Raw genomic sequence first — 20,213 nt, 5'->3', positions numbered from 1 at the left:
CTCCAGCGACGCACGCGGTTTGCGGTTTGGCAGTTGTCGTTATCCGAACTTGCGGCAAGCGGTGCATGGCAGAGCCGCATATTCTGCGCGTGCGGAAATTCTGTAAGTTGTTTTTTCAGACGGCCTTATTTTCTGAAAGACGGGAAACGCGTGCGTTGCTGCGCGACATACCCTGCGCGGGCGGCGGATATTGGTTTTCAAACGGCCTGCTGCTGTGTCGTGTCAGCGTTTGCCTGTCCACGCGCTGCGGGAGAAGGCGAAGAGCAGGAGGGTGCCGGCGGTGGTGGCGCAGAGCATGAGGGCGGCCATGACGTAGGGGGTGCCGTTGTGCAGGAGGGTGGCGAGCCAGCCGGTGCCCGCGCCGATCAGGGAGGTGGAGGCCATCAGTAGGGCGTTGGCGCTGCCGCCGATTTCGCGGAAGTGCGACATGAAGCAGGCTTGGGTGTTGGCGGTAACCAGGCCTTGCGTGCCGACCGAAAACATGGCGCAGGCGGCGAGCAGGGCGAAGGGCGGGCTGCCGCCGTACAGGATGACGGCGAGCAGCATGGCGGCGTTGGCGGCAAGCTGGATGCCTATGCCCCACAGCAGGATGTCTTCGGCGTTGCTGCCGTTTTTCAGCCGCCAGGCGGTGATGCGGTTGAAGATGCCCATGGTGATGATGTTGCAGCCGAAGATCCAGGCGTAGGCGTGCGGGGAGAGTGAGTAGAGGTGCATGTAGACGAAGGGCGATTCGGTGAGGAAGACAAACATGGAGCCGAAGCTGAATGCTTGGAAAAAGAGGAAGCCTAAGGCGGCTTTGGTTTGCAGCACGCGCAGGTAGCGGCGCAGCATTCCGCCGAAAAAGGCGCGGTCGATGCGGCCTTTGGCGGACGATGGGGGCAGGAAGCGGAAAACCAGCAGGAAGACGGTGGCGGAATAGGCGGTGAGGAAGGCGAAAATCAGACGCCAGCCGCCTATGCTCTGCAAGGCGGAACCGATCATGGGGGCGAGCAGGGGGGCTCCCATCATCACGATGCCGATGAGGGCGAACATCTGCGCGGCTTCGCGGCCTTCGTAGTGGTCGCGCACCACCGCGCCGGCCATGACGGCGGCCATGCCGGCACCGAAGGCCTGCACCAGCCGCAGGGCGATGAGCTGGTCGATGGTGTGCAGCAGGGTGAGGGCGACGGAGGCGGCGGCATACAGGGCGAGGCCGGAGAGTGCCACGGTTTTGCGGCCTTTCACGTCGGAAACCGAGCCGCCTGAGAGCTGGCCGAGTGCCACGCCGAGCATAAAGCTGCTCATGCTTTTTTCGATCAGGCGGACATCGGTGTCCAGATCGGCGGCCAGCGACAACACCGCAGGCAGGTAGGCATCTACGGAAAAGGGCATGATGGCGGTCATCGCCGCGAGCAGGAAGGCCATGCAGCGGCCGTTCGGATAAGTGTGTTTTGCGGTCATTGTGTCTGCTTTGTCGGACGGAAAGGGGAGGCCGTCTGAAAACGCGGGCAAGGCTTTTTCAGACGGCCTTCTGCATTGCGGCGGGGGGGTGTGCGTCGCTGAGCGACATATGCTACGCGGACTGCGCGAGCAGGGAGACGAGTACGGCTTTGATGGTGTGCATACGGTTTTCGGCCTGGTCGAAGACGATGCTGGCGGGGCTTTCGAATACGTCTTCGGTTACTTCCACGCCGTCGAGGCCGAAGGTGTCGTAGATCCATTGGCCGACTTTGGTTTCGCGGTTGTGGAAGGCGGGCAGGCAGTGCATGAATTTGGCCTGCGGATTGCCGGTGGCGGCCATCATGTCGGCGGTTACGCGGTAGCCTCGGAGCAGGTCGATGCGCTCCTGCCACGCTTCTTTGGGTTCGCCCATGCTGACCCATACGTCGGTGTGGACGAAGTCTGCGCCGCGCACGGCTTCGTGCGGGTCGGCGGTGATGAGGATGCGCGCGCCGCTTTCTTCTGCCAGTTCGTGCGCTTTGGCAATGAGGCTTTCAGACGGCCATAGAGCCTGCGGCGCACCGATGCGCACGTCCATGCCCATCAGCGCGCCGGTCAGCAGCAGGGAGTTGCCCATATTGCAGCGTGCGTCGCCGAGATAGGCGTAGGCGGTGTCGGACAGGGGTTTGGGGCTGTGCTCGCGCATGGTCAGCAGGTCGGCGAGCATTTGCGTGGGGTGGAATTCGTCGGTGAGGCCGTTGAACACGGGCACGCCGGCGTAACGCGCCAGCTCTTCGGCCACTTCCTGCCCGTAGCCACGGTATTCGATGCCGTCGAACATCCGGCCGAGGACGCGGGCGGTGTCGCGGATGCTTTCTTTGTGGCCGATCTGGCTGTTGCCCGGCTCGAGATAGGTCAGACCCGCGCCCTGGTCGCGTGCGGCCACTTCAAAGGCGCAGCGGGTGCGGGTGGAGGTTTTCTCGAAAATCAGGGCGATGTTTTTGCCCTCGAGCCGGCGCACTTCGCGTCCGGCTTTTTTTGCGGCTTTGAGTTCGGCGGCCAAATCGAGCAGGGCGGTGATTTCTTCGCGGCTGCGGTCGGTCAGGGTGAGAAGGTGCTGTTTGCGCCAGGTCATGTTTTCTCCTTAACGGGCGGTGTTGTGGTGGTCGGCTTTTTCCGTGCCGCCGGTGCGGACGGCTTGCGTCGCCGCGCAATCCGGCTTTCCACAGGCTGATGGCAAACCCGTTTGCGCGGATACCATCTTAAACGGATTTAATCTTTTTTAACAGGGCGGGCGGTGCTGGCAAAACGGCGCAAGGGCTAAAACCGCACGCGCCAACGGGGCGGCACGCCCTGTGTTGGGGAGAAGGCGGTTTCAGACGGCCTGATGTTTTGTTGGGACGCGTGCGTCGCTTTGGGCGACACCCCCTACCTTGTTTGCCGCTGTTCGTTTTTTCAGACGGCCTCTGCCGTTGTGTAGGGTGTGTTGCTCTGCAACGCACGCGTTTTATGCATAACGGGGCGTTTTACGGCAAATCTTTGTTTTCAGACGTCCTGATGTTTTGCTTGGGACGCGTGCGTCGCTTTGGGCGACACACCCTACCTGTTTGCCGCTGTCCGTTTTTCAGACGGCCTCTGTCGTTGTGTAGGGTGTGTTGCTCTGCAACGCACGCGTTTTATGCATAACGGGGCGTTTTACGGCAAATCTTTGTTTTCAGACGTCCTGATGTTTTGCTTGGGACGCGTGCGTCGCCTTTGGGCGACACACCCTAGCTGTTTTGCCGCTGTTTGTTTTTTCAGACGGCCTCTGCCGTTGTGTAGGGTGTGTTGCTCTGCAACGCACGCGGTTTTTGGTTTGGCAGGGTTTGCGGGCGGCGGCGGTTTGCAGAGGCTCAAGACGCGTGCGTCGCTTTTGGCGACACACCCTACCTGTTTGCCGCTGTCCGTTATCGGGCGGCATCCTGCATTTGGGGTGAGACGGGCAGGTCGGCGGCGGTTTGTTTGTTGTCCGGCGGTGTATAGCGGGGGAAGCCGATGGTGTGCGCGGTTTCGTTCCATTGCAGCCGGCGCGAGGGTGTGCCGTGTTTGGCGAGGGTGGTTTCAAGCGCGGCGCGGCGTTGGGCGGCGGGCAGGCGGTAGAGTTCGAGGGCGGCTTGGAAGGCGCGCTGCTGCATGGCGGTGTCTTGCAGGCGCAGGATGTAGCCGCTGTAGTCGGGCATGGGGAGGCCGGTAAGGATGCAGCCTTGTGCATTGGCGAAGCACGCCCATTTTTGTGTGAAGCCGTCGGGCGTGGGGTCGGGCAGGGAAACGGGGCTGTCGGCGGCAATCTGCGCGGCGGCTTCGGGGCGGCAGGCGGGTGCGTAGGCCGCAGCGGCGCGGGCGACGGTGTGTTCGGCGTTCATGAGGGGCAAGGGGAAGATGGAGAACCATGCGGTGGCGGGCATGTTGTCTTCGGCTGCGGGGTCGGAGGCAGGGTTTTGCGGGGTTTGGAGTGGGGATTGGGCCAATGTGCGGTAGAAGTTGGCGGCGGAGCGGAATTCGTCGCGCATGGCGGGGCAGATGCTTTGTTCGGCGGCGGTAAGCGGCTCGAACATGCCGGCGCATTCCTGCGGCAGGCGGGCGGCCTGTTCGGGCTGTTCGGCCAGCATGGCGGCGGCCAGCTCGGTGTTTTTGCGGATGAGGGCGTTGCCTACCATCGGGTAAACCATGCCGGGCCGGCCTTTGAGCAGGGCGCGGCCGGTGCGGATGCTGCGGCAGAGGCGGGCGAAGGCGGCGGTGTGCCGGCCGTCTGTCCATTCGAGTGCGGCGGCGGCGGCGTTGGCGTGCAGCAGGTGTTGGAATTGGGGCAGGTTGAGTTGTCCCAGGTCGTCTTTGTCGTTCGGCCAGCCGCGCAGGACGAAGGTGTCGTAGGCGGAGAGCTGCAGCACGTTGGCAATCAGGCCGGCGTATTTTTCCGTATCGGCGCGGTAGGCGGCGGGGTCGGAGCGGACGGCGGCCAGGCATTCGATGCCGCTGATGCCGCATTTGAGTGCGCCGGCCTGCGGCAGCGGCAGGAGGCGGCCGGCAAGCCCGTTCGGGGTCTCGCCTTTCATGACGGCCGTGCCGTGTTCGCGCATGATGCGGCTGCGTTCGGCATCGTCCTGTGTGCGGTAGGCAAGCAGCCAGAGTGCGTCGATGCCGTTTTTGACGGGCGGCTGCGGCTCGGGATCGGCGGCGAGCAGGGCGAGGTCGGGCGCGGCGGCGGCGGTTTCGCGCTGCATGAGGTATTGCGGCACGGCGTAGAGCAGCAGGTAGGCGGTGATGATGAGGACGACAAAGGTAAAGAGGATTTTTTTCATGATTGGGGCCGTTTGAAAAGAAGAAAAAACCGGGGGCTATCCCTGCTGTTCGAGCATTTTGCGGAAGCGCAACAGGGCAAGTCCCAAAAACGCCGCGCCGATTAAGGCCATGATGAGCATCTGCACCCATACGGTTTCCAAGCCCGCGCCGCGAAAGAGGATGTTTTGCGAGAATTTCATAAACTGGGTCAGCGGCCAGTATTCGCTGATGATTTGGGCGGCGCGGGGCATATTGTCGCGCGGGGAGGAGCCGCCGGCAAAGAGGTTCATCACGATGTAAACGGGCAGCATCAGCATACCGAACTGCCCCATGGTGGGGGCGAAGGTGGCGATCATGATGCCCAGGGAGGCCACGGAAAACAGGAAAACGGCCAGCCCTGCGGCATAAAGGCCGACGGAGCCGGCCAGCGGCACGCCGATGCCGAGGTGGACGACAAACCACAGCGAGCAGACGGCCGCCACCAGGATAACCGCGCCGTTGGCCAGGATTTTGCCCATCATCAGCTCGAAGGCGTTGACGGGCATGACCAAGAGGTGCTCGATGGTGCCGCGTTCGCGTTCGCGGATGACGGCCGCTCCGGCCAGCAGCATCAGCAGCATGAAGGCCATGGTGCCGATTTGCGAGGTGGGCATAAACCACGAGCTTTCGCCGTTGGGATTGAATTTGGTGTTGATGACGGGGACGACGATGTCGGGTTGCACGCGTCCGGCAAAGGCATTGGTTTCGCGGTTGGCGATTTGCGTGAGGTAGGACGAGCCGACTCCGGATTGGGTCATGGAGGTGGCATCAATCAGAAGCTGCATTTTCGGGCTGCGGCCGGCTTCCGTGTCGCGCTGGAAGCCGGGCGGGATTTCGAGGACGAAGAGGATTTCGCCTTTGTCCATCATTTCGTCGGCATCTTCGCGCCGGATGTCCTGTGGCGGCTTGAAGTAGGGCGGCTGGATTGCGTCGCGGATGCGCATGGAGAGTACCGAACGGTCGAGGTCGATGATGCCGACGGTGGCGTTTTTTACGTCTGAACTGACCTGCGCCATCTGGGTGATGGTGGCGGTGAAGATGTATGCGATCAGTACCATCAGCACGGGGTCGGTCAGGACGCTGCGGAATTCTTTGAGCATGAGGGTGAGGATGTTTTTCAGAGTGCGCACGGTATTTCCTTTTTCAGACGGCCTCTGCGTTGCGTAGGGTGTGTCGCTCTGCGACGCACGCGGTTTGCGGATTGGCAGGGCTTGGCGGCGGCAGTTTGCGACGGTTTGGAACGCGTGCGTCGCCTTTGGGCGACACACCCTACCTTGTTTGCCGCTGTTTGTTTTTCAGACGGTCTCTGCCGTTGTGTAGGGTGTGTTGCCCTGCAACGCACGCGTTTGCCGCATTAACGGGGTGTTTTGCGGCAAATCCTTGTTTTCAGACGGCCTGATGTTTTGTTGGAACGCGTGCGTCGCCTTGGGGCGGCACACCCTACCTTGTTTGCCGCTGTTTGTTTTTTCAGACGGCCTATTTTTTCCAGTAGTCGGGCGTGAAGAGGATGAATACGGTAAAAATTTCCAAACGTCCCAGCAGCATTACGGCGCAGCACATCCATTTTTGCAGGTCGGTCAGCCCGGCGTAGCTGCCGGCCGGGCCGACGCTGCCGAGGCCGGGGCCGGCGTTGGTGATGCAGGCGACGGTGGCGGAAAGGGCGGTAACGAAGTCCATGCCGCCGGCCATCAGGCCGAGGGTAAAGATGACGACGGTCATGAAGTATACAAAGATAAACGCCATCACCGCCATCGCCGTGCGTTCGGATACCGAGCGTTTGTTGAGCTTGACCGTGCGCACGGCGTTCGGGTGCAGCAGCAGCGACACTTCGCGCAGGCTGAATTTGGCCAGCACGAGGGCGCGCGCCATTTTGATGCCGCCGCCCATCGAGCCGGTGTTGGCCAGCACGTTGGAAAGGAAAAACATCCACAGGGTAACCAGCAGCGGCCAGCGGGCGAAATCGGCGTTGGCAAAGCCGTTGGCCAGGCCGATGGAGATGAAGTTGAAACCGGCGTAGCGCAGCGCGTCGCCCAAAGGATAATAGCCCTGCCGCCACAGATAAAGCGCGGCGGCGGCGATGCTGGCAAACAGTACGATGAGCATCAGGCGGGCTTCTTCGTCGCGCCAGTAGGGGCGCAGCGATTTTTCCCGCGCCATGGCGAAGTGGTTGGCGAAATTGAACGCGCCGAACAGGGTGGCGGCGGCAATCACGGCCTCTATGGCGGGCGATTTGTAAAAGGCGATGCTTGCGTCGTGGGTGGAGAAGCCGCCCAGCGAAAAGGCCGACATGGCATGGCATACCGCGTCAAACCAGCCCATGCCAGCCCATTTGAGCGCGGCGCAGGTCAGGAGGGTGAAGCCCAGATACACCAGCCACAGGCGTTTGGCGGTTTGCGAAATGCGCGGTGCCATTTTGCTGTCTTTGTCGATGCCGGGAATCTCGGCTTTGAACAATTGGGTGCCGCCCACGCCGAGCATGGGCAGTACGGCCACGGCCAGTACGATGATGCCCATGCCGCCGAACCAGTTCATCATGTGCCGCCAGAAGTTGAGCGAGGGTGCGAGGGTGTCGAGGCTGGAAACGACGGTCGCGCCGGTGGTGGTGAGGCCGCTCATGGCTTCGAAGAATGCGTCGGTGTAGCCGGCATTGGGGAAGTAAAAGTAGAAGGGCAGGGCGGATACGGCGGCAAAACCGAGCCAGAGGAGGAAGACCAGGGTGAAGCCGTCGCGCGGGCGCAGTTCGCGGTGGTGGCGGCGGGTGGCCGCCCAGGCGGCCAGCGATCCGCACAGGGTAACCAGCGAGGTGCCGGCGAAAGCGTGGAAGGTCGAGTCGTGGAAAAGGTAGGACACCGCCGTCGGCACGAGCATCAGCACGGCGTACAGTGCGGCGAGTTTGGAAAGGGCGTGGATGATGGGGGCGATTTTGTAATACATGGCGGGACGTTGCCGTTCGGTTTTGCTTGGCCGGAGCCGTGCGTGCAGGCGGCTTCGGTCATGATGCGGTTTGGGGTTTTCAGACGGCCTCTGCCGCTGTACAGGGTGTGTCGCTCTGCAACGCACGCGGTTTGCGCTTGGCAAAGGTTTGCGGACGGCTGCTGTTTGCTGGGCGGTTTGGAACGCGTGCGTCGCCTTTGGGCGACACACCCTACCTCGTTTGCGTTGTCTGTTTTTCAGACGGCCTCTACCGCTGCGCAGGGTGTGTTGCCCTGCAACGCACGCGGTTTGCGGGTTGGCAGGGCTTGGCGGCGGCAGTTTGCGGCGGTTTGGGAACGCGTGCGTCGCCTTGGGCGGCACACCCTACCTGTTTTGCCGTGTGTTTTTTCAGACGGCCTATCCGAAGAAGCCCACTTTTACCTGTATCAGTTTTTCCAGTTCGCGCACGACGCGGCGGCGGGAAACGAAGAAGATGAGGTGGTCGCCGTCCTGCATTTTCACGTTGTCGTTGTGTCCCATGATGACTTCGTCGCCGCGCACGAGGCCGGCGATGTGGCAGCCGGAGGGCCATTTGATGTCGGATACGCGGCGGCCGACGAGGGCGGAGGTGTCTTTGCTGCCGTGGACGACCACTTCCACCGCTTCGGCGTGGCCGCGCCGCAGCGGGTGCACCGCCGCCACGTCGCCCTGGCGGATGTGGGTGAGGATGTTGCCGATGGTCATCATGTGCGGCGATACGACGATGTCGATCTGGTTGCCTTCGAGCAGATCGACGTAGCGCGTGCGGTTGATGATGGTGATGACGCGCTTCGCGCCGAGGTCTTTGGCCAGCAGGCTGGCCATGATGTTGTTTTCGTCGTCGTTGGTCAGGGCGAGGAATACGTCGATTTCGTCGATGTATTCGTGGGCGAGCAGGTTTTCGTCGGTGGCCGATCCCTGCAAAACGAGGCTGGTGTCGAGGTGTTCGGCCAGCCATTCGGCGCGGTGGGGGTTGTGTTCGATGATTTTGATGTCGTAGAGCTGCTCCACCTGTTTGGCCAGGCGGTAGCCGACGTTGCCGCCGCCGGCAATCATCACGCGGCGGGTGCGGTTTTCCAGCGGACGCAGTTCGCGCATCACGGTTTTGACGTGGCGGCTGTCGGCCAGGAAAAACACTTCGTCGCCTTCGATGACGACGGTGTCGGCGGTGGGGACGATGAGGCGGCTGTTGCGGTAGATGGCGCAGATTTGGCAGTCCACGCCTTCGGGCAGGTGGCCGTTTACCGAGGCAATCGGGCGGTTGACCAGAAGGCCGCCGCTGTGCGCCTGCACCACGGCCATGCGGGCTTTGTCGTCGGCAAAACGCAGCACCTGCAAGGCGCAGGAGTAGCTCAGCAGGGCGGTGAGGCGTTCGGTTACAAGCTGTTCGGGATGGATGGAGTCGGTTACGGCGAAGGCTTCGAGTACGCGGTTGTCGCTTTCGCCGCCGGATTCGAGATAGTCGGACTGGCGCACGCGGGCGATGCGGCCGGGGATGTTGAACAGGTCGGCTGCGATGCGGCAGGCGGCGAGATTGGTGTCGTCGTGGCGCGTCAGAGCCAGCAGCAGGTCGCAGTCGCCCGCGCCGGCGGCTTCGAGTACGGCGGGCGACGCGCCGTTGCCGGTGATGGTCTGCACGTCGAGCTGCGTGCCGGTGCGGCGCAGGGCGTTTTCGTCGGTGTCGATGACGGTTACGTCGTTGTTGGGCATGGCGGCCAGGTTTTGCGCGACGGTGGAGCCGACCTGGCCGCTGCCGAGAATGATGATTTTCACGTTGCCTTCAAATGGGAAAAAACGGTTTCAGACGGCCTCCGGGCTGTGGAGGCCGTCTGAACAACCTGGTTTGAAACCTTATTCGATTTATTCGATGTTTTGCACCTGTTCGCGCATCTGCTCGATCAGCACTTTCAGTTCTACAGAAGCCTGCGTGCATTCGGCGGCCACGGCTTTGCTGCCGAGCGTGTTGGCTTCGCGGTTGAGCTCCTGCATCAGAAAGTCCAGCTGCTTGCCGACGCTGCCCTGCGCCTCGGACACGACGCGGCGCACTTCGGCGATGTGGGTTTTCAGACGGCTGAATTCTTCGTCTACGTCGGCTTTCTGCATGAAGAGGGCAAATTCCTGTTTCAGGCGGTCGTCGTCGATATTGGCCACCGCCTCGGCCAGCCGTGCGCGGGCTTTGTCCAAATGCGCCTGCAAAATCTGCGGGAAACGCGCTTCCAAAGCGCAGACTATCCCTTCGGCCGCTTCCAGCCTGTGCAGGATGTGTTCCTGCAATTTTGCGCCTTCGCGCCCGCGGGCGGCGGAAAATTCTTCCAGCGCGTCGTTCAGCAGCGACTGCACCGCCAGAGCCAGCACCTCGCCGTCTTCGGCCTGCGCCGAAATCACGCCGGGGAAATTCAGAATGTCGGCCACCGTCAGCTTGCCCAGCCCGCCCCATTCGCCGCGCCATTTGTCGTTTAAAGCCGCCAGCTCGGCCGCCAGGCTGTGGCTTACCGACAAGGACGGCATGCCCGTGTCCGTCTGGCGGATTTGGATGCGGCACTCGATTTTGCCGCGCTGCGCCCCGGCGGCAATGCGCTCGCGCAGGCTGCCTTCCAAATGGCGCAGCTCGTCGGGCATTTTGAACTGCACGTCCAAATAACGGTGGTTTACCGAGCGGATGTCGAGACTGATGCGTTTGCTGCCGCATTCTCCTGCGGCGCCGGCGAAGCCGGTCATGCTGCGGATGGCCATATTTTTTTCCTCCGTTGCGAAAATCGGTGTGTGAAAGCAGGCGGCAATATAGCACATTTGCCCGTGCTATAATTTGCATTTTTTAACAGAAAGCACCGCCATGACCGCCTACATCCGCACCGGCCGCGCCGCCGACGCGCTGCGTCCCGTCCGCATCACTCCGGATTTCCTGCCGCACGCCGCCGGCTCCGCACTCATCGAATGCGGCGCCACCCGCATTATCTGCACCGCCTCGGTCGAAGAAAGCGTGCCGCCCTTTCTGCGCGGGCAGGGACGGGGCTGGCTCACCGCCGAATACGGTATGCTCCCCGCCGCCACCGCCTCCCGCACGCGCCGCGAAGCCGCCGCCGGCAAACAGAGCGGCCGCACCCAGGAAATCCAACGCCTGATCGGCCGCTCGCTGCGTGCCGCCGTCGATATGGAAAAACTTGGCGAGCGGCAGATTCTGATCGACTGCGACGTCATCTCTGCCGACGGCGGCACGCGCACCGCCTCCATCAGCGGCGGATACGTCGCCCTCGCCCTGGCTGTGCGGCGGCTGCTTTCAGACGGCCTCATCCGCGAAAACCCGCTGGTGTCGCACATTGCCGCCGTGTCCGCCGGCATCGTCGGCGGCGTGCCGCTGCTGGATTTGGACTATCCGGAAGATTCCGGCTGCGACAGCGATGTGAATATGGTGATGGACGACAAAGGCGGCATCATCGAAATCCAGGGCACGGCCGAAGGCGCGGCCTTCTCCCCCGAAGAGCTGGCCGCGCTGCTGGGTTTGGGACAAAAGGGCGTTGCCGCGCTGGTGGCGGAGCAGAAACGGGCGTTGGCGGCTGTCTGACACCGCCGTGCGCAGTAGGACGAAAGGCCGTCTGAAAACCGGTATTGCGGGTTTTCAGACGGCCTTTGCCGTTTTGGCGGGGGACGCGTGCGTGGCTGTGCGACACACCCTGTTTGTTTGCCGCAGTCTGCTTTTTCAGACGGCCTCTGCCGCTGCACAGGGTGTTGCCCTGCAATGCACACGGTTTTTGTTTGGCAGGGTGTGCGTGGCGGTTTGCGGAGTGCTTGGGACGCGTGCGTCGCCTTAGGGCGACACACCCTACCTGGTTTGCGCTGTGCGTTTTTTCAGACGGCCTTAGCCGTTGCGTAGGGTGTGTTGCTCCGCAACGCACGCGGTTTTTGTTTGGCAGGGCTTGCGTGGCGGTTTGCGGAGTGCTTGGGACGCGTGCGTCGCCTTGGGGCGACACACCCTACTTGTTTGCGCCGTCCGCTGTCGGGCGGTGTTTTGTTTGCGGCCGTCTGAAAACGGGGCTTACTGTTGGGTGATGCGGTGGTAGCGTCCTGTTTGCAGGGTGTAGCTTTGCACCGGCCCGCGTCCGCACCATTGGATGCCGATGCGGACGCTGCCGGCTCTGCGGCTGCCGAGGCCGAAGAGGATGCGGGGGTCGTTTTGGGCGGCGAGGCCGTTGTTGGCGTATACCTCGCGGTGCTGTGCGGAGGCGGTGGGGCTGTCTTCGGCGGATAGGACGGCGCGGGTGCCCTGCGCGTCGCGGTTGCAGCTTGTGCCGTTGCCGGCCAGTTGGAGGCCGATCCAGCCGGCGGGGGCGGAGTCGTTGCGGTAGAGGCTGGGGGCGGCGGTCATGTGGGTTACGAGGCTGTCGAGGTCGCCGTCGTTGTCGAAGTCGGCCAGTATCATGCCGCGCGAGGTGCCTTTTTCCGTCCAGCCGGCCTGTTCGGCGGCATCGGTGAAATAGCCGCCTTTATTCATGTAGATGCGGTTGGCTTCGCTGCCGAAGACGCAGCGGCCGCGTACGTCGGCCCAGCGGTCGGCGTAGCCGTGCACGTCGGGGTTGGTGAGGGCGATTTGGGCGTTCCAGTACCAGTAGTCGGGGCAGACGGCTTCTTTTTTGTCGTAGGCATCGTCGGCCATGCCGTTGGCCTGGACAAAATCAAGACGGCCGTCGCGGTCGAGGTCGCCGAAGGCCGCACCCCAGCCGAAGCGGCGTTCGTTCAGGGCGTTGCGGCGGGCGGCTTCGTCGCGGAAGGCGGCTGCGTCGGTTTGGCCGGGCTGGCTGTAATTCATCCACAGCAGGCTGCCTTCGGCTTGGAGCTTTTCGTGGACGTTGGAAACGTGGATGTCGGGGCGGCCGTTGTCGTCCAAATCGCCGAAGGTGGCGTTCATGCCTTTGTAGGTGTCGCGGCCGACGGAGCCGGAGAAGCTGCCTTTGACGGCGAGGAAGCCTTTGCCCTGACGGTTGAGGTAGAGCTCGTCGGGGCCGAAGTCGTTTGCGATGTAGAGGTCGGCGTAGCCGTCGCCGTTGAGGTCGCCCGTGGCGGCGGCCATGGTCCAGCGTTTGCCGGAAAATCCGGTCTGCTCTTGCGGGATGCGGGCGAAACGGCCGCCGCCGAGGTTGCGGAACAGGAGGTTTTCGTCGGCGTTGTCGGCGTTGTGCCAGCTTTGGTGCATGACGTTGAACATGCGGCGGTCGCCTTCGTATTCGGGCGCGGGCAGCTTGAAGATGTTGTAGGGTACGGGGCGGTTGTAGCCGCCGAGGGTGGTTTGCATGACGTTGCCGACGAAGATGTCGAGTTTGCCGTCGTTGTCGAGGTCGAGAACGTTGGTGGCCACGCTGATTTGGTAGTTGTCGAGGCCGCTTTGGCGGCCGATTTCGGTGAAGTTCAGACGGCCTGTTTCTTTGAGCTCGTTGCGCAGCAGGCGGCCTTTGCCGAAGCCTGTGCCCAGGAGCAGGTCGCGGTCGCCGTCGTTGTCCATGTCAAACCAGGTGGCGGCGGCGATGAGGCCGTGTTGCTCGGGGTGGGTGCGGTGGGGTGCGAGCTGGGGGATGTCGAAACGCTCGAAGCGGAAATTGCCTTTGTTTAAAAACAGTTGGGCGCGGTCTTGTTCGGATTTGAGCGGCTGGGTGAGGAAGATGTCGGGCAGGCCGTCGTTGTCGGCATCGGCCACGGCGGCGGCATCGCCGACGGAGAGCAGCCATTTGGCGATGTGGTGCATACGCGGGTCGGTGCGCTCCCAAATGTCGCCCTGCGTGCCGCCGATGCCGCTTTGCGCGGCGGGGATTCGGACAAAACGGAAATGGGTTTCGCCGCCGGCAAAGGCATGGGTGGCGCGGTATGCGCCCCAGCCGCCCAGGCCGATCAGGCCGGTGAGCAGCAGGGCTTTGGCTTCTTGCCGCAGGATGGCGGCGGGGCGGGCGTAACGGGCGCGGTTTTGCCACAGCAGCCACAGGCCGCGTAGGGTCATGTAGGCGAAGGCGGCGTAAAACAGGGTGGAGAAACTTTGGAATTTGTGCAGCAGCAAATCGACAAAAACAATGAAAAAGGCCATGAATACCTGCCCTTTCGGCGTTTGGGCGGAGGTGGGCGGGTCGGTAATCATGAAGAAGGTGAAGAGGTAGAAGGCGGGCGAGGAAAACGCGCCCATAAACAGGGTTTGCGGCGGGATGTGGTGGCGCAGCAGCCAGGCGCGCAGGCCGAGCTGCATGGCGTAGAACACGAGAAACGATGCAATCAGCACGCTGCGGCGGATGTTGAGGGCAAACAGCATCAGCGCGGCGGTGGCGATGAAAAAGGCGGTGATGCCCGCGCCGCCCCACTGGTAGGCGGGGGAGGGGGTGATCATGCCGTCGCTCAATACCAGCGCGGCAATCACGCCGAACAGGCCGGGGTTGTAAATATGCCGCCCGTTCACGGTAAACACGTATTTCGAGGCGGTGGCGAAAAAGGGCGGCACCAGCGCGAGCCACAGGCCGTGGGAGAAATTGGTCAGCACCGACAGGCCGAGGCCGGTAATCAGGCCGCTGATGGGGACGAGCAGCGTTTTTTTACGCAGCAGGTAGTGCAGCGTGCAGTCGAGGACGACGCACACGGCGAGTATCAGGCCGACCTGCGCCGGGCTGCGGTTGAAGCCCCAAAAAGTGATGCCGCAGAACACGAAGGTGCATTGCAGCAGCAAAACGGGCAGGCGGGGATCGTTTTTGGCGGGAAGGCGGTCGAGTGCGATCATGGGAGCAGGCCGTCTGAAAAAGGCGCGGATTATAGAACAAACGGGGTGGGCGGAAACGGAAAGGCCGTCTGAAAAACGCGGTTGCGGGTTTCAGACGGCCTCTGCCGCTGTGTGGGGTGTATTGCACTGCAACGCACGCGGTTTTCGGTTTGGCAGGGTATGCGGGCGGGGGTTAGCGGAACATTCGGGACGCGTGCGTCGCCTTGGGGCGACACACCCTACTGTTTGCGGCGGGTGTTTTTCAGACGGCCTCTGCCGCTGTGTGGGGTGTATTGCCCTGCAACGCGCGCGGTTTTCGGTTTGGTGGGGTGTGCGGGCGGGGTTGGCGGAACATTCGGGACGCGTGCGTTGCCTTGGGGCGACACACCCTACCTTGTTTGCGGCGGGTATTTTTCAGACGGCCTGACAGGCGCATTGGCGGGGGACGCGTGCGTCGCCTTGGGGCGACACACCCTACCTGTTTGCGGCGGGTGTTTTTCAGACGGCCTGACAGGCGCATTGGCGGGGGACGCGTGCGCCGCATTGGGGCGACACACCCTACCTTGTTTGCGCCGTCTGCTGTTGCGGCGTGGTTTCCGGCTTTAATCGGATTGGCCGTCTGTTTCCCGTACGGCGGACAAAAGGGGGAGGACGAGGTTTTCGGCCAGCAGCCAGAAGTCGTCTTCTTCGACGGGCGGGGTGTCGTTGCGGCCGAAAACCTGGGCGACTTCGGCGTAGTCTGCCTGGCCGGTGCTGTTTTTGCTGCCGAAGTAGGCGGCGCGGGCTGCGGTGCGGGCGGCTTTGCGGCGTTCCGCTTCGTTTTTTTGGCTGCCCGCAAGCAGGGCTTCGGCGGCGGCGAGGGTGGTTTTGGCGAAGAAGGGCAGGGGGCGGTTTTGGCCGCTGCGCCACCAGGCGAGCCAGCCGTCGAGGATTTCCTGTGCACGGCTTCGGCCGATGGGCGGCAGGGTGAGGATGCGGTCGGGCTGTATCCAGTGGCTGCGCAGGTCGGCTGCCGCAGCGGGACGGACGGCGTTGCAGATGAGGTGTTGCAGCAGGAGGACGGTTTGCTCGGGGGCGTTGGGGCGGTGGTCGAGGATGTGGATTTGCCCGTGCGCGTGCAGGCTGCCGAGGCTGCCGCGGAGTGTGAGGCCGTCTGAAAAGTATTCGTAGGGGGCATCGGGCAGGGCGGGGCTGTCGAGCAGGGTTTGGTCGAGGGATTTGGCGGCGGCTTCGTATTGCCCGCGCCAGAGTGTGCCGAGTTCGCCGGCGGGCAGCATGGAGCGGGCTTCGAGGGCGGCGGCGGTGTCGGCGAAGTCTTGGTGCAGGCGGCGGGCTTCGGTGTAGGCGGCGGCGGTGTCGCGTCCGCGCGGGGGGTCGAAGGGTTCGGCAGACTGCCAGGCTTCGTCGCGGTAGGGGGCGCGCCAGTCGAGCTTGCGGCGCAGCCAGTGGCGGACGGGGTTTTTCCAGAAGTCGAGGAAGTCGGCTTGGGAGACGTGTTCCGGCGGGGTGTCGTCGGACAGGGGGGCGGTGTAGAAGGGGGCGGCCTGCTCGGACGGGCGGTTGAGGGCTTCGGCGTAGTCGCTGCGGCTGCCGGCCAGGCCGCTGCCGTCGAAGTAGCGGGTGGAGAAGGCTTGCAGGGGGTGTTGCTCTATCTTGGTGCTGCGGAGGGTGTCGAGGGTGGTGCCGGTCATGTCGGCGAGGCAGTCGGCCAGTTCGTTGAGCAGGGCGGAGGGGGCGAGTTCTTCGTTGCTGCGGATGCTGCGGCCGACATAGGAGAGATAGAGGTGGCGGCGCGCGCTGACGAGGGCTTCGAGGAAGAGGTAGCGGTCGTCGTCGCGGCGGGCGCGGTCGCCCCTGCGGGGGTGGCGGGCGATGAGGTCGAAGGCGGCGGCGCGGGTGTCGCGGGGGAATTGTCCGTCGTTCAGGCCGAGCAGGCAGAGGGTTTTGAAGGGCAGGGAACGCATGGGCACCATGCTGCAAAAGGTGATGCCGCCGTGCAGGAAGCCGGCTTCGCTGCGGCTGTCGAGAAAGCGGGCGAGGTGGCGGTTGGCGGTGGCGGAATCGAGTGCGCCGTCGAAGCCGGCAAGGTCGGTTTCCTGCTGCCAGCGGGCGAGTGCTGCGGCAAGCTGCTGGATGTCTTGGCGGCCCTGGTCGTCTTGGGCGAACAGGTCTTCGGCCATTGCGCCGATGCGCTGTGTCCAAACGGCGGCGGACGCGCTCTGCTGCCAGGTCTGCCGCCAGTGGGCGAGGCGGCGGAGGAAGGCGGCAAAACGGGCGAGGACGGGGATGTGGCCGGGGTCGGTGTGCCAGGGGGCGTGTCCCTGCCAGAGTGCGCCGTTGTCGGGCAGCATCCAGCCGAGGATGATGCGGTCCAGCCCCTGCCGCCAGGTGAAGAGGGGGTCTGTGCCGTCGCGCATGGTTTCGTCCCAGCCCCAGCGGATGTTGAGGCGGGCGGCGGTGTCGTGCAGCAGGGGGAGGTCTTCGCGGGTGAGGCCGAAGCGTTGCAGGACGGTGTCGCTGTCGAGCAGGGCGAGGATTTTGTCGGCTTCGAAGCGGCTGTCGAAGATGTCGATCACTTGTCCGACGGCGTGGAGCAGGGGGCGGCGGCGGCTGAGTTTCACGTCGGCCAGGGAGTAGGGCAGGGGGCGGCCGCTTTCGCGTCCGAAAACGGCTTCGATGTAGGGGGCGTAGGGTTCGATGTCGGGGGTGAGGACGACGGTGTCGTGTGCCTGCAGATCGGGATCGCGGGCGAACAGGGCTAGCAGGTGGTCTTTGAGGATTTCCAGTTCGCGCAGGGGGCTGTGGGCGGAAACGATGCGGATGCTGTCGTCCAATGCGGCGGTTTTGTCCGGCGGGGCGAGGGTTTGCAGGCCGTATTGCAGGCGGTGCAGCAGGCTGTCGGAAAGCGGGTGGTCGTGATAGACGGAGAGGTCGGTGTGCGCTTCGCTTTCGGCAAGGGCGTTGAAGAAGTCGCGCCCCTGCTTGCCCAGCGAGGCCAGAAGCGGGTGGCCGGCGGCAGACAGGCCGGTGCCGCCGCCTTCGGCGAGGATTTGCGCGGGATCGATGATGTTGCCCCAGTATTCGGAGGAGGGGTTCAGGGCGAAGATGTGCACTTCGCTGTGCCGAGCGACGGCCTGTAAGAGTTGCAGATACATCGGGGCGAGCGCGGCGATGCCGAAAACGCAGATGCGTTCCGGCAGGGCGTTTGCGGGCGGCGATTCGAGGGCTTTTTCCAGCCTGTGCCACATTTCCACGCGGTGGGGCGCGGTTTGGCCGTCGTTCAGGAAACGCCACAGTTCGGCCTGCCATGCTTCGTCGCCGCCCAAATCCAGCAGCCTGCCGCGCTGCCATGCGTCGGTCCAGTCGGGGCGGTAGACGAGGTACTGGTCGAAAATGTCGGCAAGCTGCCCTGCGAGCTGGTAGGCCGCCGCGCCGCCGCCGGAGAGGTAGCCCGACAGCGCGGCTTTTGCCGCTGCCAGTCCGGCAGACGAGAGGCCGTCTGAAACAAACAGCCCCAAAAGCCTCCAGCGCATGACTTCGGTGTCGAACGGGCTCAGCTCGGGAATGTCCGGCAGCAGGCTGCGCACCAGCCGCCAGTTGAAGCCGGCGGGCAGGGAGAAGCGGATGTTGGCCGCGATGCCGCTATGTTCGGCCAGATAGTTGCCGATAAAACGCCGCATCCCCTGGCTCTGCACGATGATTTCTTCCGGCAGCAGCGGCTCGGACAAGGGGCTGCTTTCCTGTACTTTTTGCAGCAGCGCGGCCAAATCTTCGAGGCGGTTGGACTGGTAGAGACGGAGCATGGCACTCTTTCGCGGCGGGTCGGGGGAAAAAGGCGGGCATTATAGCGGAAAGGCAGGGGCCGTCTGAAAACGCGCAAACGTTTTTTCAGACGGCCTCTGCCGCCGTCCGGTTTGCAAACGCCGCCTTTTGCCGCATAATCCGGCCTTTTCCCGCCAGCAGAACGCACCACCGATGACCGCATCCGCCGCCGTTTTCCCCCTTCCCGACGAAGCCGCCGCCGCCGCTTTCGCCGCCGCCTTTTCAGACGGCCTCGATGCGCCGCTGGTGCTGTGGCTGCAAGGGGATTTGGGCGCGGGGAAAACCACTTTCGCCCGCAACCTCCTGCGCGCGCTCGGTTTTTCCGGCACGGTGAAAAGCCCCACCTACACCATCGCCGAATCCTACCCGCTGCCCCGTTTTACGCTGCACCATTTCGACCTCTACCGCTTTTCCTCACCCGAAGAGTGGGAGGACGCGGGGCTGGACGATTTGGCCGGCGGCGGAGCCGTCTGCCTGATCGAATGGCCGGACAAAGGGGGGGCATACACCCCCGCACCGGACATCACCCTCACCCTTTCCCACGAAGGCGCGGGCAGGCGTGCCGTTTTGCAGCACCACACAAACCACGGCCGAAAAAGTTTAGAAGCATGGATAAAAAATATACCCGCCGCCAAATAGTCCGCAGCGCCACCGCCGGCCTGCTTTTCACCGTTACCCCTGCCGCCCTCGCCAAAGCGCCGCCCCAGTTTGTCGCCGTGCGCATCTGGCCGGCCAGCGCGTACAGCCGCATCACCATCGAAACCAGCGACAAGCTGCAATACAACTACTTCACGCTCGATCACCCCCGCCGCCTCGTGATCGACATCAAAGGCGTGCAGCTCAACTCCGTCTTGCAGGAAATCAACAGCAAAGTCCAACGCTCCGACCCCTACATCGGCATCATCCGCGTCGGCCAGAACACCGCCGACACCGTGCGCATCGTCATCGACCTCAAAGCCGAAGTAAACCCCCAGCTTTTCACCCTTGCCCCCGTTGCCGGCTTCAAACACCGCCTCGTGGCCGACCTCTACCCCATGCACGCCGACGATGCCAACGATCCCCTGATGGCACTCTTGGAAGACTATTCGCGGGGCAAAATCAGCAGCAGGGGCACCGGCGCGGACACCCCGCCGGTACGCCGCCCGCCCGAGCCGCCGCGTGCCGGCAGCAACCCGCCCCCCGCCGCGCCCGACCGCCGCCACAGCCGCCAGCCTATCATCGTCCTCGACCCCGGCCACGGCGGCGAAGACCCCGGCGCAATCGGCAAAAGCGGCCTGCGCGAAAAAGACGTGGTGCTCTCCATCGCCCGCGAAACCAAAAAACGCATGGAAGGCCTGGGTTACAAAGTATTCATGACCCGCAACGAAGACGTATTCATCCCGCTGGGCGTGCGCGTGGCCAAAGCCCGCAGGCTGCGTGCCGACCTCTTCATCTCCATCCACGCCGACGCATTCACCAGCCCCAGCGCGCGCGGCACCGGCGTATATACCCTGAGCACGCGCGGCGCGAGCAGCGCGGCGGCCAAATTCCTCGCCCAAACGCAAAACAACGCCGATGCCGTCGGCGGCGTGAAAACGGGCGGCAACAAAGACGTGGACAGCACCATCCTCGACATGACCCAAACCGTTACCGGCAAAGACAGCGCGATGCTGGGCAAAAAAGTGCTGGCTGAATTGGGACGCTACAACAAACTGCACAAAGGCGATCTCGACCAGGCCAACTTCGCCGTATTGCGCGCCCCCGACATTCCCTCCATTTTGGTGGAAACCGCTTTCCTCTCCAATCCCGAAGAAGAACGCAAACTCAGCGGCATGACCTTCCGCCGCCAGTGTGCCGACGCGATTACCGCCGGCGTGAAATCCTATCTTTCCACCGCCATCCTCGCACGGCGTTAACCCCCGCAGGCCGTCTGAAAACATTGAAAAGTTTCAGATGGCCT

At 63.5% G+C, this 20,213-nt stretch carries 15 protein-coding genes; 3 read left to right on the top strand and 12 right to left on the bottom strand.

Annotation, left to right across the window (positions count from 1 at the left end):
* Nucleotides 1-222 precede the first annotated feature (222 nt).
* The 8 genes from DYE40_RS02175 to DYE40_RS02145 form a co-directional block, all read right to left on the bottom strand.
* Nucleotides 223-1,440: a multidrug effflux MFS transporter gene (locus DYE40_RS02175; protein WP_245944047.1), complete on the bottom strand. Its 1,218-nt coding sequence runs from the start codon at nt 1,438-1,440 to the stop codon at nt 223-225.
* Nucleotides 1,441-1,552: 112 nt separating this feature from the next.
* The gene (gene argF / locus DYE40_RS02170; RefSeq protein ID WP_115307532.1) at nt 1,553-2,554 is read right to left on the bottom strand and encodes an ornithine carbamoyltransferase; all 1,002 of its coding nucleotides are present in this window, start codon (nt 2,552-2,554) and stop codon (nt 1,553-1,555) included.
* Nucleotides 2,555-3,365: 811 nt separating this feature from the next.
* The gene (locus DYE40_RS02165) at nt 3,366-4,757 is read right to left on the bottom strand and encodes a hypothetical protein (RefSeq protein ID WP_115307531.1); all 1,392 of its coding nucleotides are present in this window, start codon (nt 4,755-4,757) and stop codon (nt 3,366-3,368) included.
* Nucleotides 4,758-4,793: 36 nt separating this feature from the next.
* On the bottom strand, nt 4,794-5,906 hold the full coding sequence (locus DYE40_RS02160) for an ABC transporter permease (protein WP_115307530.1): 1,113 nt from the start codon (nt 5,904-5,906) through the stop codon (nt 4,794-4,796).
* A 346-nt stretch (nt 5,907-6,252) separates the two neighbouring features.
* Complete coding sequence (locus tag DYE40_RS02155; protein ID WP_115307529.1) at nt 6,253-7,710, bottom strand: TrkH family potassium uptake protein; 1,458 nt, start codon at nt 7,708-7,710, stop codon at nt 6,253-6,255.
* 79 nt (nt 7,711-7,789) lie between these two features.
* A complete protein-coding gene (locus DYE40_RS13060; RefSeq protein ID WP_281270643.1) occupies nt 7,790-7,918 on the bottom strand; it encodes a hypothetical protein in 129 nt (42 codons plus the stop codon).
* Nucleotides 7,919-8,106: 188 nt separating this feature from the next.
* Entirely contained in the window at nt 8,107-9,501 is a 1,395-nt protein-coding gene (gene trkA, locus DYE40_RS02150; protein WP_115307528.1) for a Trk system potassium transporter TrkA, read from the bottom strand.
* Nucleotides 9,502-9,588: 87 nt separating this feature from the next.
* Complete coding sequence (locus DYE40_RS02145) at nt 9,589-10,461, bottom strand: YicC/YloC family endoribonuclease (RefSeq protein WP_172461189.1); 873 nt, start codon at nt 10,459-10,461, stop codon at nt 9,589-9,591.
* Nucleotides 10,462-10,561: 100 nt separating this feature from the next.
* On the opposite strand from DYE40_RS02145, the gene rph reads away from it, so the two are divergent.
* A complete protein-coding gene (gene rph, locus DYE40_RS02140; protein WP_115307527.1) occupies nt 10,562-11,290 on the top strand; it encodes a ribonuclease PH in 729 nt (242 codons plus the stop codon).
* A gap of 471 nt (nt 11,291-11,761) precedes the next feature.
* Here the strand turns inward: rph and DYE40_RS02135 are convergent, their stop codons facing one another.
* From DYE40_RS02135 to recC, 4 genes are all read right to left on the bottom strand, one after another.
* Nucleotides 11,762-14,473, bottom strand: coding sequence for an FG-GAP-like repeat-containing protein (locus tag DYE40_RS02135; RefSeq protein ID WP_115307526.1), 2,712 nt, complete (start codon nt 14,471-14,473; stop codon nt 11,762-11,764).
* Between the two features lie 29 nt (nt 14,474-14,502).
* The gene (locus DYE40_RS02130) at nt 14,503-14,688 is read right to left on the bottom strand and encodes a hypothetical protein (protein WP_115307525.1); all 186 of its coding nucleotides are present in this window, start codon (nt 14,686-14,688) and stop codon (nt 14,503-14,505) included.
* A 3-nt stretch (nt 14,689-14,691) separates the two neighbouring features.
* Nucleotides 14,692-14,838 carry a hypothetical protein gene (locus tag DYE40_RS12495; protein ID WP_172461188.1) on the bottom strand — a complete coding sequence of 49 codons (147 nt, stop codon included), beginning with the start codon at nt 14,836-14,838 and terminating at the stop codon, nt 14,692-14,694.
* 216 nt (nt 14,839-15,054) lie between these two features.
* On the bottom strand, nt 15,055-18,255 hold the full coding sequence (gene recC, locus DYE40_RS02125; protein ID WP_115307524.1) for an exodeoxyribonuclease V subunit gamma: 3,201 nt from the start codon (nt 18,253-18,255) through the stop codon (nt 15,055-15,057).
* A gap of 172 nt (nt 18,256-18,427) precedes the next feature.
* Between recC and tsaE the strand changes: the two genes are divergently transcribed.
* A complete protein-coding gene (tsaE, locus tag DYE40_RS02120) occupies nt 18,428-18,913 on the top strand; it encodes a tRNA (adenosine(37)-N6)-threonylcarbamoyltransferase complex ATPase subunit type 1 TsaE (RefSeq protein ID WP_115307523.1) in 486 nt (161 codons plus the stop codon).
* The gene (locus DYE40_RS02115) at nt 18,883-20,169 is read left to right on the top strand and encodes an N-acetylmuramoyl-L-alanine amidase (protein WP_115307522.1); all 1,287 of its coding nucleotides are present in this window, start codon (nt 18,883-18,885) and stop codon (nt 20,167-20,169) included. Before tsaE ends, DYE40_RS02115 begins: the two co-directional genes overlap by 31 nt.
* Nucleotides 20,170-20,213 lie beyond the last annotated feature (44 nt).

It is taken from the genome of Kingella potus (assembly GCF_900451175.1).
GTDB classification, from domain to species: Bacteria; Pseudomonadota; Gammaproteobacteria; order Burkholderiales; family Neisseriaceae; genus Neisseria; species Neisseria potus.
Note: the sequence above shows the minus strand (reverse complement) of the source record. Positions and strands in the feature narration are given on the sequence as shown.

What these genes read in the sequence shown, in the direction of transcription:
- DYE40_RS02175 (WP_245944047.1), bottom strand. Translation starts at nt 1,440, where the DNA reads ATGACCGCAAAACACACTTATCCGAACGGCCGCTGCATGGCCTTCCTG.
- argF (WP_115307532.1), bottom strand. Translation starts at nt 2,554, where the DNA reads ATGACCTGGCGCAAACAGCACCTTCTCACCCTGACCGACCGCAGCCGC.
- DYE40_RS02165 (WP_115307531.1), bottom strand. Translation starts at nt 4,757, where the DNA reads ATGAAAAAAATCCTCTTTACCTTTGTCGTCCTCATCATCACCGCCTAC.
- DYE40_RS02155 (WP_115307529.1), bottom strand. Translation starts at nt 7,710, where the DNA reads ATGTATTACAAAATCGCCCCCATCATCCACGCCCTTTCCAAACTCGCC.
- DYE40_RS02145 (WP_172461189.1), bottom strand. Translation starts at nt 10,461, where the DNA reads ATGGCCATCCGCAGCATGACCGGCTTCGCCGGCGCCGCAGGAGAATGC.
- rph (WP_115307527.1), top strand. Translation starts at nt 10,562, where the DNA reads ATGACCGCCTACATCCGCACCGGCCGCGCCGCCGACGCGCTGCGTCCC.
- DYE40_RS02135 (WP_115307526.1), bottom strand. Translation starts at nt 14,473, where the DNA reads ATGATCGCACTCGACCGCCTTCCCGCCAAAAACGATCCCCGCCTGCCC.
- recC (WP_115307524.1), bottom strand. Translation starts at nt 18,255, where the DNA reads ATGCTCCGTCTCTACCAGTCCAACCGCCTCGAAGATTTGGCCGCGCTG.
- tsaE (WP_115307523.1), top strand. Translation starts at nt 18,428, where the DNA reads ATGACCGCATCCGCCGCCGTTTTCCCCCTTCCCGACGAAGCCGCCGCC.
- DYE40_RS02115 (WP_115307522.1), top strand. Translation starts at nt 18,883, where the DNA reads ATGGATAAAAAATATACCCGCCGCCAAATAGTCCGCAGCGCCACCGCC.